The sequence below is a fragment of the Serinicoccus kebangsaanensis genome, from assembly GCF_008919445.1.
Taxonomy (GTDB): domain Bacteria; phylum Actinomycetota; class Actinomycetes; order Actinomycetales; family Dermatophilaceae; genus Ornithinicoccus; species Ornithinicoccus kebangsaanensis.
On sequence record NZ_VSLG01000011.1, the window covers coordinates 120,285 to 131,738 of the forward strand.

10 protein-coding genes and 1 other RNA gene are annotated in these 11,454 nt (G+C 70.0%); 8 read left to right on the top strand and 3 right to left on the bottom strand.

All coding sequences use genetic code 11. The annotated features are described in order from the left end of the window. Nucleotides 1-49 precede the first annotated feature (49 nt). The 3 genes from FXF60_RS12265 (at nt 50) to prfB (ending at nt 3,171) form a co-directional block, all read left to right on the top strand. Nucleotides 50-1,375 (top strand): MFS transporter, encoded by a 1,326-nt coding sequence (locus FXF60_RS12265; protein ID WP_151526258.1) that lies wholly within the window; start codon nt 50-52, stop codon nt 1,373-1,375. Between the two features lie 69 nt (nt 1,376-1,444). After that, complete coding sequence (locus tag FXF60_RS12270; RefSeq protein ID WP_151526259.1) at nt 1,445-2,005, top strand: DinB family protein; 561 nt, start codon at nt 1,445-1,447, stop codon at nt 2,003-2,005. Nucleotides 2,006-2,052: 47 nt separating this feature from the next. Further along, complete coding sequence (gene prfB / locus FXF60_RS12275) at nt 2,053-3,171, top strand: peptide chain release factor 2 (RefSeq protein ID WP_151526260.1); 1,119 nt, start codon at nt 2,053-2,055, stop codon at nt 3,169-3,171. 62 nt (nt 3,172-3,233) lie between these two features. On the opposite strand, the gene FXF60_RS12280 is transcribed toward prfB, so the two are convergent. Continuing rightward, a complete protein-coding gene (locus FXF60_RS12280) occupies nt 3,234-5,684 on the bottom strand; it encodes an ExeM/NucH family extracellular endonuclease (RefSeq protein WP_151526261.1) in 2,451 nt (816 codons plus the stop codon). Between the two features lie 274 nt (nt 5,685-5,958). On the opposite strand from FXF60_RS12280, the gene ftsE reads away from it, so the two are divergent. Genes ftsE through FXF60_RS12295 form a run of 3 tightly spaced genes read left to right on the top strand, consistent with a single transcriptional unit; the run spans nt 5,959 to nt 9,282 of the window. Further along, nucleotides 5,959-6,645: a cell division ATP-binding protein FtsE gene (ftsE, locus tag FXF60_RS12285; RefSeq protein WP_238335839.1), complete on the top strand. Its 687-nt coding sequence runs from the start codon at nt 5,959-5,961 to the stop codon at nt 6,643-6,645. Further along, the gene (gene ftsX / locus FXF60_RS12290; protein WP_151526263.1) at nt 6,642-7,565 is read left to right on the top strand and encodes a permease-like cell division protein FtsX; all 924 of its coding nucleotides are present in this window, start codon (nt 6,642-6,644) and stop codon (nt 7,563-7,565) included. Before ftsE ends, ftsX begins: the two co-directional genes overlap by 4 nt. A gap of 13 nt (nt 7,566-7,578) precedes the next feature. After that, nucleotides 7,579-9,282 carry a M23 family metallopeptidase gene (locus FXF60_RS12295; protein WP_151526264.1) on the top strand — a complete coding sequence of 568 codons (1,704 nt, stop codon included), beginning with the start codon at nt 7,579-7,581 and terminating at the stop codon, nt 9,280-9,282. A 4-nt stretch (nt 9,283-9,286) separates the two neighbouring features. Here the strand turns inward: FXF60_RS12295 and FXF60_RS12300 are convergent, their stop codons facing one another. Next, nucleotides 9,287-9,706, bottom strand: coding sequence for a CBS domain-containing protein (locus FXF60_RS12300; RefSeq protein WP_151526265.1), 420 nt, complete (start codon nt 9,704-9,706; stop codon nt 9,287-9,289). 131 nt (nt 9,707-9,837) lie between these two features. Between FXF60_RS12300 and smpB the strand changes: the two genes are divergently transcribed. After that, complete coding sequence (smpB, locus tag FXF60_RS12305) at nt 9,838-10,314, top strand: SsrA-binding protein SmpB (protein WP_151526266.1); 477 nt, start codon at nt 9,838-9,840, stop codon at nt 10,312-10,314. On the opposite strand, the gene FXF60_RS12310 is transcribed toward smpB, so the two are convergent. Continuing rightward, nucleotides 10,298-10,726, bottom strand: coding sequence for a hypothetical protein (locus FXF60_RS12310; protein WP_151526267.1), 429 nt, complete (start codon nt 10,724-10,726; stop codon nt 10,298-10,300). The genes smpB and FXF60_RS12310 overlap by 17 nt on opposite strands. 124 nt (nt 10,727-10,850) lie before the next feature. Here FXF60_RS12310 and ssrA point away from each other — a divergent pair. Continuing rightward, nucleotides 10,851-11,218, top strand: a transfer-messenger RNA (tmRNA) gene (ssrA, locus tag FXF60_RS12315). Nucleotides 11,219-11,454: the final 236 nt, after the last annotated feature.

An 11,454-nucleotide genomic window follows, 5' to 3' on the forward strand; every position in this document is an offset into this window, starting at 1 on the left:
AGCAGGCCAGACCCGTGGTGCAGCCACGCACCACGAGGGAGGGGCCACGATGGCCGAGACCGCCAGCTCTGCACCGGTCGACCGGAGCCGCGAGGAGCGCAAGGTGCTCGCGGGCACCCTGGTCGGCACCACCATCGAGTGGTACGACTTCTTCATCTACGCCCAGGCCGCGGCGCTGGTCCTCGGCCAGCTCTTCTTCGCGCCCATGGGCGAGGGCGGTGCCCAGCTGGCGGCGTGGGCCTCACTCGGCATCAGCTTCCTGGTGCGCCCGCTCGGTGCGGTCGTCGCGGGGCACCTCGGCGACCGGTTCGGGCGCAAGGTCGTCCTCGTCTTCACCCTGGTCGGGATGGGTGGTGCCACCGCGATCATCGGGCTGCTCCCGACCTACGCCCAGATCGGTGTCACGGCCCCGATCCTGCTCATCCTGATGCGGCTGCTGCAGGGCTTCTCCGCCGGTGGCGAGTGGGGCGGCGCCGCGCTGATGTCGGTCGAGCACGCACCCCGGGGCAAGCGCGGGCTCTTCGGCGCCTACCCCCAGATCGGCGTCCCCATCGGCATGATCGTCGCGACATTGTTCATGTTCGGGCTGAGCACCTTCATGACCGACGAGCAGTTCACCACCTGGGGCTGGCGCATCCCCTTCCTCTTCTCCATCGTGCTCATCGGAGTCGGCTACTGGATCCGCCGCGCCGTCGAGGAGTCGCCCGTCTTCGCGGAGATGGCGCGGCTGCGGGAGAAGGAGTCGGCGCCGCTGGGCGAGCTCTTCCGGCACCACCGCAGGAACGTCCTGCTCGCCGCCCTCATCTTCGCCGCCAACAACGCCGCCGGATATCTCGTCATCGCCTACTTCAACGGGTATGGCGTCGGCGCGCTCGGCATGGAACGCACCGAGACGCTGATCGCCTCGCTGGTCGGCGGGGTGGGGTGGTTGGTGTTCACGCTCTACGGCGGCTACATCTCGGACCGCATCGGGCGCGTGCTGACCTTCCAGATCGGCTACGGCATCATCATCCTCTGGGCGATCCCCATGTGGTTCCTGCTGGACACCGCGGCGCTGCCGCTGTTCACCCTGGCGATCCTGGTGCTCACCATCGGGCTCGGGCCGTCCTACGGCCCGCAGTCGGCGCTCTACGCCGAGATGTTCCCCGCCCGTGTGCGCTACTCAGGCGTCTCCATCGGGTATGCCCTCGGCTCGATCATCGGCGGCGCCTTCGCCCCGCTCATCGCCGAGCTGCTGCTGCAGCGCACCGGGCAGTCCTGGAGCATCGGGGTCTACCTCGCCGTGCTGGGGATCATCTCCTTCGTCGCGGTGTCGATGGTGCCGAAGTCGCTGCAGGACTCCGACCTGCACCTGCGCGAGCACGCGCAGACCTGAGCGGGTCACAGGCCGGCGCGACGGAATACCGGTCGCCGCCTGTCCGCCTGCCGCCCTAGGCTGCCCGCCATGAGCGAACCCACGACCGACGACGTCGGGCGCCCCGAGCCGCCCCTGGCCGCGCCCGAGCTCGCGACCCTCTCCGGCTTCCTCGACTTCCAGCGGGCGACGCTGGAGTGGAAGACCCGCGACCTGGGCGCCGACGGGCTGCGGCTGCGGCTGCCGCAGCACGCCAGCACCATGACGCTGGCCGGGCTGCTCAAGCACCTGTCCTACGTCGAGGACTACTGGTTCACCGAGGTCCTCGCCGAAGCCTCCATGCCGCCGCCCTGGGACGACGTCGACTGGGAGGCGGACCAGGACTGGGACTGGTCGAGCGCCGCCGCCGACGAGCCTGCCGACGTGCGGGAGACGTGGACGACCTCGGTGGAGCGGTCCCGGCAGGCGCTGGCCCGCGCGGTGGAGGCCGACGACGGCGACGACCCGCTCGGTGCCACCCACCCCGCGTGGGGCGGACAGGGCCAGGTGTCGGTGCGCTGGATCCTCACGCACATGGTCGAGGAGTATGCCCGGCACAACGGTCACGCCGACCTGCTGCGCGAGCTGGTCGACGGGCAGACGGGGGAGTAGCCGCCCACGGGCGGGGCCCCGACCTGCTGGGCGTACCCTTGTCGATCGTGGCAGTCGACTTCGAGACCGAGATCAAGCAGCTCCGCACGACCATGGCGTCGGTGCGTGAGGTCACCGACCTCGAGCGGCTGGGCGCGCAGATCAGCGACCTCGAGACCCAGGCCAGCGCACCCGACCTGTGGGACGACGTGGAGAACGCGCAGAAGATCACCTCCGCGCTGTCCCGCGCCAAGGCCGAGCACGACAAGGTCACCGGCATGGACGCCCGGATCGACGACCTGGAGGCGCTGGTCGAGCTCGGGCGCGAGGAGGATGACGCCGAGACGCTCGAGGAGGCGGACAAGGAGCTGACGTCGCTGCGCAAGGCGGTCGAGCAGCTCGAGGTCCGCACCCTGCTCAACGGGGAGTACGACATCCGCGAGGCGGTGGTCACCATCCGCTCCGGCGCCGGTGGCGTGGACGCCGCCGACTTCGCCGAGATGCTCATGCGGATGTATCTGCGCTGGGCCGAGCGGCACGACTACCCGACCTCCGTCCTGGACACGTCCTATGCCGAGGAGGCCGGGCTGAAGTCCGCGACCTTCGAGGTCAAGGTGCCGTATGCCTTCGGCACGCTCGCGGTCGAGGCGGGCACCCACCGGTTGGTGCGGATCAGCCCGTTCGACAACCAGGGCCGCCGGCAGACCAGCTTCGCCGCGGTCGAGGTGGTGCCGCTCATCGAGAGCACCGACACCATCGAGATCCCCGAGGCGGACCTCAAGGTCGACGTCTTCCGCTCCAGCGGCCCCGGCGGCCAGTCGGTCAACACGACCGACTCCGCGGTGCGGATGACGCACCTGCCGACCGGCACCGTCGTGTCGATGCAGAACGAGAAGAGCCAGATCCAGAACCGCGCCGCCGCGCTGCGGGTGCTGCAGTCCCGCCTGCTGCTGCTGAAGAAGCAGGAGGAGGACGCCGCGCGCAAGGAGATGGCCGGCGACATCAAGGCCTCCTGGGGCGACCAGATGCGCTCCTACGTGCTGCACCCCTACCAGATGGTCAAGGACCTGCGCACCAACCACGAGGTCGGCTCCACCGCCGCGGTCCTCGACGGCGACATCGACGACTTCATCGACGCGGGGATCCGGTGGAAGCGGGCCGCGGACCGGGAGTCGGACCAGGGCTGACGCGGGACACGAGCGGGCGGCATACCTCTTGACCGAGGTGTGCCGCCCGCCCGCCTGTGCGGTCAGCCCTTCTTGGGCTTCTTCGGCTTCTTGGGCTTGTCGTGGTTCTTCTTGTCCTTGCCCGTCTGCAGGCCCACCACTACCGGGTCGTGGTCCGAGCTGGCGAACTGGTCGTCGGAGTGGAAGTCGACGACGTTGTAGTTGCGCCGGCTGTACTGGAACGCGATCGACTCATCGCCGTTGATGTCCCAGACCGCGGCCCCGGTGACCAGCCGCTCGGCCTTGTCGTTGGCGAAGACGTGGTCCAGCGACCCGAGCCGGCCGCTGAACTGGTAGGTCGCCGAGTCCGGCTCGAAGGACCGCGCCAGGTTGGTGTAGCCCTCGTCCTCGATGAGCCGGACCGGGTCCTCCCGGCTGTAGGCGTTGAAGTCGCCCATGAGGAAGACCGCCTCGTCGCCGAACATCTCGTCCACCCAGCCGGTCAGCGCCTGGGACTGCGCGACCCGCGAGGGGTTGGCCAGGCCCTGGCCGGTGCCGTCGTCCTCGCCAGACCCCTTGGACTTGAAGTGGTTCGAGATCGCCACGAACGGCTTGCCGGTCTTCTTCGCCTTGAACTTCTGGGCCAGCGGGTAGCGGGCGTTGGCGAAGGCGTCGTCCAGCTGGATCTGCGACGGGCCGAGCAGCTGCACCGCGCCTGGGTCGTAGATGAACGCGGTGCGGATGACGTCCTCGTTCGGCGGCAGCGCCGTGGGGGAGGGGGCATACGCCCACCGCTCCTCGCCGGCTGCTGCGTTCAGCGCGTCCACCAGGTCAGACAGCGCCTTGTCGCGCGGGTGGTCGATGTAGGACAGCCCGGCAGAGTTCTCGATCTCCATCAGCGCCAGGACCTCGGCGTCGGTGCCGTTGATCGCGGTCACCAGCTTGGCCTGCTGGTCGGCGAAGGCGGCCTCGGTCCAGGCGCCCCGGACCTCGCAGAAGTCGGTGGCGACCGGGTTGCCGTCACGGTCCGCGTAGTAGTCGCAGCCCGCCTCGTCCTGCCCCAGGTCGGAGAAGTAGTTGAGCACGTTGAAGGCCCCGATCTGGATGTTGCCACCCACCTCGGGGACGTCTGCCTCGCGGTCGTCCTCGCTGACCAGGGGGTCGGCGGCGCTGTCGGAGCCGACGACCTGGGCGGTCGGCTGCAGCTTCCAGCCGAACCGCTCGTCCAGGATGACGGGCTGGGCGAAGGTCACCTGCGAGCCGGTGCGGTGCGGCTCCTGCGCGGACAGGTAGGGCAGCGGGCTGTCCTGCGCGGTCGCGTTGTTGAGGTAGTCCAGGCTGGACCCGTCGTCCAGGGTGAGGAGCCTGGCGAGGTTGGCTGCTTCGTAGGCCTCCGCCTCGGCCCCGGGGAGCACGACGTCGGTCGCCTGGTAGAGCGGCTCAGTGCCCGGGGTCAGGCCGATCTCGCCGAAGCGGTTGAGCAGGTAGTTGTTGGTGATCGTCCAGGTCCCGGTGGGCTGCACGAGCATCCCCTCGTAGGACTCCTTGTCGGCATCGGTCGCCGGGACGACGTCCAGGTCGGTGGGCACGACCGGGTCGCAGCCCCCCTCGACGACCTCGACCCAGGGGCTCTCGGAGATCTCGGTGAGCCCGTCGTACTCGATCACGGTGCCCTCGACGTCGACGCACGCGCCGACCTCGACGTTGGCGGCCGCCCAGGAGCTGTAGACGAAGATGCCGTCCGAGGCGTCCTCGGCGGTCTTGGGCACCCCACCGGTGCCGGGCGTCTGGATGTAGATGCCGTTGAAGTTGCCCGTCGGGTAGGCAGCGGTCACGACACCGGTGGTGATCACCGGCTGGTCGACCAGCGGTGAGGTGTCGCCCGGGCCCTGGATCTCGGCGATGCTGGCCTCGACCGGGTCCGGGTCGGGCTCGGGGTCGGGGTCGGTGCCACCCCCTCCGCTGGAGACCGGGCTCGGGTCACCGGCGGTGAAGTCGGCGGCGTTGTCGTCGGTGTCGGCGGCGTCGGCCCGGCTGGCCGAGGTGGTGTTGGACAGCCCCGGGGCGGCGGCGCTGCCCTCGAAGCGCACGGCCGAGCCGTAGCCGACGAGGTCGGCCACCTCGTCGTCCAGGGTCAGCTCCACGATGCCGTTGGACCCGCTCATCGAGGCCCCGCACTCGGCGTCCGGGTCGGGCAGCGGCGTGGACCCGCCGGAGCCAGCACTCTGCTGGACGAGGAAATGGGTCCCGGGCTCGACGCTGCCGGACAGCTCGCAGCGGTTGCCGAGGTTCCCGGAGGAGGAGTAGTAGGAGACGGCATACCCGTCCAGGTCGATGGGGTCCTCGGTCGAGTTGAAGAGCTCGACGAAGTCGTGCGTGTAGTCGGCGCCGGAGTTGCCCCCGCCTCCGTAGACCTCGTTGATGACGAGGCCGGGGCCGGCCGCCAGGCTGCTCGGCGCGAGGGCGACCAGGCCGGTCACCGCGAGCGCGGTCGTGGAGGCGGCCGCGACGGCTCGCCTGAGGTGGTTCTGCATCTGCTGCACTCCAATGGGCCAGGGATCAGGTCTGCGTGTGGACGCCTCCGGTGCTCAAGACCGTATCCCGGCCCGCCGACATTCGGGAGTGACCCGCGGGGGAGTCGGCAGACATGTCACCAGAAGTTCGCCGCCGCGCCGCGGTTGACGGGCAGCGGCGTGGGAACCCTTGACCCCACCGTCACATCGGTTACCGTGTGTCCCGGTCGACACTCCCTGCCCACTCGACACATACGCCACACGACACGTCTGGAGTCCCGCCCGGATGATCACCATGGAGCGCGTCAGTCTGCGCTACGCCAAGGGTGATCCCTGGGCGTTGGAGGACGTGGACCTGGACGTCACCCGCGGCGAGTTCTGCTTCGTCGTGGGGGAGTCGGGCTCGGGCAAGTCGTCGCTGCTGCGGCTGGTGATCCTCGAGCAGCGACCCACCTCCGGGCGGGTGCTCGTCGCCGGCCACGACCTGGGCGAGCTGGCGCCCCGCCGCGTCCACCTGCTCCGCCGGCAGATCGGCACCGTCTTCCAGGACTTCCGGCTGCTGTCCGGCAAGACCGTCGCGCAGAACGTCGCCTACGTGCTCCAGGTCCTCGGGGCCAGCCGGCACGAGATCAAGCAACGGGTGCCGGAGACGCTGGCCCTCGTCGGGCTGGACGGGAAGGGCAAACGGCTGCCGCACGAGCTGTCCGGCGGAGAGCAGCAGCGGGTCGCGATCGCCCGCGCCATGGTCAACAAGCCGCCGATCCTGCTCGCCGACGAGCCCACCGGCAACCTCGATCCCGACACCAGCCAGGACATCGTCGCCATCCTGGACCGGATCAACCGGGCCGGCACCACCGTGGTGATGGCGACGCACGACACGACGATCGTCGACCGGTTCCGCAAGCGGGTCGTGCAGCTGCACGACGGCGTCGTGGTGCGGGACCAGGCCGAGGGAGGCTACCGGGAGGTGGTCGCCCCGTGAGGCCGGGATTCCTGCTGGGCGAGGTCGGCAACGGCCTGCGCCGCAACTTCTCCATGTTCGTCTCGGTCGTGCTCGTGACGATGGTGTCCCTCTTCTTCCTCGGCGTGGGGCTGCTGGCGCAGGCCCAGGTCAACACGGCCAAGGGGGAGTGGTACGACCGGGTCCAGGTGTCGATCTTCCTGTGCACGCCCGACTCGACCGACGCCCCCGGCTGCGCCGGCGGCGCGGTCACCCCCGAGCAGCGCGACCAGGTCGAGAGCGACCTGCAGGGGCTCGAGCCCCTCGTCACGGAGTACTTCTACGAGTCCAACGAGGAGGCATACGAACGCTTCACCGAGCAGTTCCGCAACTCCTCGGCCCTGGACTCGGTGCCGCAGGAGTCGATCCCCGCCTCGTTCCGGGTCAACCTGTCCGACCCGTCGAGGTATGAGGTGATCCGCGCCGCCTTCGAGCAGGCGCCCGGGGTGGACAGCGTGGAGGACCAGCGGGAGGTCGTGGACCGTCTCTTCGCCTTCCTGGGCGCGCTGAGCTGGGGGGCGCTCGCGCTCGCGGTGGCGATGGTGGTCTGCGCGGTGCTGCTCATCTCCACGACCATCCGGCTCACCGCCTGGACCCGTCGTCGGGAGACCGCGATCCAACGGATGGTGGGGGCCTCGGCCTTCTCCATCCACCTGCCGTTCATCCTCGAGACCGTCGCGGCGGCCCTGCTCGGTGCCGCGCTCGCGGTGGCCCTGCTGTGGGCCACCGTGCGGTTCGGGATCAGCGGCTTCCTGTCCGAGCTGCTCGCGGGGGAGAGCGGCCTGGTCAGCCTGGTCGGGGAGCGCGACCTGTGGCTGATCACCCCGTTCCTCGTCGGCGGAGCGATCCTGCTCGCCGTCGTGACCGCCTGGATGGCCCTCCTGCGCCACGTCAGGGTCTGAGAAGGAGACACAGATGGTGACCACGCCTCAGCAGCAGCCCCGAGCCGGGTCGCGCCGCACGACGCGGCGCACGGCATACCGACCGCGCCTGCGGCAGGCCCTCGCCCTGGCCCTGGTCGGCGCCGTGGGTGTGGCCACCCCCGCCCTGGCGTCCCAGGAGCTGGACGACATCCGCGAGCGGCTCGCGAAGGTCGAGAAGCAGCGCGAGTCCGCCGACGACCAGCGGCAGGCCGGGGAGGAGCGGGTCGAGGACCTGCACGAGGAGCACGAGCACTTCAGCGCCGAGCTCGAGGCGGCGCAGGAGCGGCTGGCCGAGACGGTCGCGAAGGTGGAGCAGGCCCGGGTCGTGCTGGAGGAGGCCGAGCTGGACCTGGCCGACGCCGAGGCCGAGGCGGAGCGGATCGAGGGCGAGCTCGCGGTCGCGCGGGAGAACGAGGCGCAGATCGAGGAGTCGATCGACCAGGTCGCCCAGGACCAGGCGGACACCCGCACCACGGTCGGGGCGATCGCCCGGCAGAGCTACAAGGAGGGGGGTATGGGCTCGCTCGCCACCACCCTGGAGCTGCTGTCAGGGGAGGCGGACGCGGTGGACCAGATGTCGATGGCCCGCACCGTGCTCAGGGTCCAGGACCAGCAGATCCGCCAGCTGGCCACGCAGGAGGCCGAGCAGGTGGCCGAGCAGGACCGGTTGGCCGGCGTCCGCTCCGACATCAACTACCTGCTCGCCAAGGCCGAGGCCAACGTCATCGCCAAAGAACAGGCTCGCGCCGCCGCCGACGCGGCGAAGGTCGAGCTGGAGGACCTGGAGGCCGCGCAGGAGCAGGCCAAGGCGGACCTCGAGACCGAGAAGGCCAAGGTCGAGGAGTCGCTCGCCGCGGAGCAGGAGCGGGCCGACGAGCTGGCCTCCGAGCTGAAGGAGCTGGCGAGAGCCAAGCACGGCCTCGAGACCGAGGAGCAGGCCGAGCTGCAGCGGATCGCGGAGGAGGAGGCCCGGCGCAAGGCCGAGGAGGAGGCCCGGCGCAAGGCCGCCGCGGAGGCTGCCGCCAAGCAGGCGGCGGAGGAGCAGGCCGCTCGGCAACGGGCCGCCGAGCGCGAGGCGGAGCGCCAGCGCGCCGCGGAGGCCGAGGCCCAGCGGCTGCGGGACGAGGCGGCGGCGGCCGAGGCTGCCCGGCGGGCCGCGGCTGCGGAGGAGGAGGCCGCGGCAGCGGCTCGTGCGGCGCGGGAGGCCGCGGAGCGTGAGGCGGCGGATCGCCGGGCTGCCGAGGAGCGGGCGTCCCGGGCTGCCGAGGAGGAGCGCCGCGCTGCGGAGGCGGCATCGAGCGGAGTCCTGTCCGTGCCCACCAGCGGCGCCATCACCAGCGAGTTCGGCAACCGCTTCCACCCGGTCTACCAGATCTGGCGGCTGCACGCCGGCATGGACTTCGGGGCCGCGTGCGGGACCCCTGTCGTCGCCGCAGCTGACGGCGTGGTCTACAGCTCCTACTTCGACGCCGGTGGCGGCAACATGGTCATCGTCGACCACGGGGTGCAGCGTGGGGTCAACCTCACCACGAGCTACCTGCACTTCCAGAGCCCGGCGGTGGTCTCGCCCGGGCAGAGGGTGAGCCGGGGTCAGCTGCTGGGGTATGTCGGCACGACCGGCTCCTCCACCGGCTGCCACTTGCACTTCGAGACGCGGGAGAACGGCACGCCGGTGAACCCGCGCGGGTGGCTGTAAGAAGTCAGCTGCGGCCGTAGACCTGCTTGACGAAGTCGACGATCTTGTCCTCGTCCACGTTGCGGGCCAGGTCGGACTCGCTGATCATGCCGACCACGTCGTGGCCGTCGATGACCACGAGCCGCTTGATCTGCTGATCGCCCATCACGCCGACCACCCGGTCGACGTCCTCGTCGGGAGCGACGGTGGAGACGATGCCCTGGGTGACCGTGCCGACGGCGACGGCCCCGACGTCGTGCGAGGCCGCGACGCCCTGCACGACGATGTCCCGGTCGGTGATGATGCCGGTGAGCGCACCGTCGGAGGACACCACCGGCAGCGCTCCGACGCCGTGGTCCCGCATCAGGGTGGCCGCCTCGACCAGCGACGCGCTGTCGCTGACGGTGTGGGCCTGCGGCGTCATGATGTCTCGTGCCGTGCTCATGGGTCACTCCTCGTCCGTCGGGTGCTCGTGCCGTGCGGCTCCACCCTGCCCCGAGCCCGGCACCGGGGCAACCGGAGGACCTGGAAACCCGGGGGACGGCATACCCTCTCCTCGCCTAGACTTGTGCGGCCATGCCCAAGGAGTCCGGACGCAAGCTGATCGCCAGCAACAAGAAGGCCCGACACGAGTACCTCATCGAGGACACCGTCGAGGCCGGCCTCGTGCTGACCGGGACCGAGGTGAAGTCGCTGCGTCAGGGTCGCGCCAGCCTGGTCGACGGGTATGCCACGCAGTACCAGGGGGAGCTGTGGCTGGAGGGAGTCCATATCCCGGAGTACACCCAGGGCACGTGGACCAACCACTCCGCCCGGCGCCGTCGCAAGCTGCTGCTGCACCGGGAGCAGATCGACAAGCTGGTCGCGAAGGCCGAGCAGGCGGGGCACACGATCGTGCCGCTGTCGCTCTACTTCGTCGACGGCAAGGCCAAGGTCGAGATCGCGCTCGCCAAGGGCAAGAAGATGCACGACAAGCGGCAGGCGTTGCGGGAGCGTCAGGACCGCCGCGAGGCGGACCGTGCGATGTCAGCCCACCTCAAGCGACACGGTTGATCCGCCGCGCCACCACCGTCGGGCGCGCGAAGAGCCACATCCCCGCGATCGAGAAGAGGGCGGGCAGGGCGAAGATCAGCAGGGTCTGCCGGTCCACGAAGAAGAGGATGAGTCCCAGGATCGCGGGTGCCTCCAGGACCGCCGCGCGGAAGACCACCGTCGGGGTCACGAGCGCCGCCGTCGGCGTGCCTCCCGGGCCGCGGGCGACCGGCATGACGAGCACGAGGGCCCAGGCACATACGGTCGCCACGCCGACCACGAGCAACGTCCAGGCCGAGGGGGCTTCCAGATCTGCGCCGATCAGCCACAGCACCAGGGCCATGACCACCAGGCCGCCGGCCATCGCCCCGACCATGATCGAGAGCGGCCGCAGGTCGGTGGGTCCGGTGCTCGCCGCAGGTGAGGAGCTCATGGCAGCGACCCTCTCACGGGGCGCGGAATCTGCGTGGCCCGGCGCGCGTTGACCCACTAGAATGATGCCTCGCCCGGCGTGACCGGGTGGGATTGACAACTGCACAGCGTGAGACACCCCACCTGGGGGTGATCGGTTTCGACGTTGCTCGACACTTCAGGGGAAGCGGGTCGAGGATGCAAGGTCATCTCGTCAAACGCTCCTTGCGAAACCAATAGCTGCCAATTCCAAGCGCAGCGACTTCGCCCTCGCCGCCTGAGCGAGCCCGAAGTCTGTCAGCCTGAGCCCGTCATCGTCTCAGGACCTGGCATCGTCTAGATGACTAGCCGCGTGGTCATGTCGGGGGATCACGCGGGACTCTTACTCGACTGGGCCTGTCAGGGAACGTGTGCGCGCGAGCCCTGGGGCCGAGAAAATCCCTAGCGCACTGCACCCGGAGAAGCCCTGATTTCTCGGTAACGGACGCGGGTTCGATTCCCGCCACCTCCACTCACGTGTCTCACGCTGTGCTGTCTGTCGCACCTCAGCCCCCAGATTCCGCAGAACGAGGCGGATCTGGGGGCTTCGTGTTGGTGGACAGACGTAGCCGTGTCTGGACGGGAAAGGGGCTCATCCCAATCGGGGGTGTAGGAGTTGGGGTCTGAAGCCGCCGGTCTCGAGCAGGCTTCGGGCGATGTAGTTGGTCAGGTTGCGGAACCCGAGTGCGGAGCCGCGCAGGTGTTCGAGCC

Coding starts and splice junctions, on each gene's coding strand:
- FXF60_RS12270 (WP_151526259.1), top strand. CDS start 1,445: ATGAGCGAACCCACGACCGACGACGTCGGGCGCCCCGAGCCGCCCCTG.
- FXF60_RS12280 (WP_151526261.1), bottom strand. CDS start 5,684: ATGCAGAACCACCTCAGGCGAGCCGTCGCGGCCGCCTCCACGACCGCG.
- FXF60_RS12310 (WP_151526267.1), bottom strand. CDS start 10,726: ATGAGCTCCTCACCTGCGGCGAGCACCGGACCCACCGACCTGCGGCCG.
- FXF60_RS12300 (WP_151526265.1), bottom strand. CDS start 9,706: ATGAGCACGGCACGAGACATCATGACGCCGCAGGCCCACACCGTCAGC.
- FXF60_RS12265 (WP_151526258.1), top strand. CDS start 50: ATGGCCGAGACCGCCAGCTCTGCACCGGTCGACCGGAGCCGCGAGGAG.
- ftsE (WP_238335839.1), top strand. CDS start 5,959: ATGGAGCGCGTCAGTCTGCGCTACGCCAAGGGTGATCCCTGGGCGTTG.
- FXF60_RS12295 (WP_151526264.1), top strand. CDS start 7,579: ATGGTGACCACGCCTCAGCAGCAGCCCCGAGCCGGGTCGCGCCGCACG.
- smpB (WP_151526266.1), top strand. CDS start 9,838: ATGCCCAAGGAGTCCGGACGCAAGCTGATCGCCAGCAACAAGAAGGCC.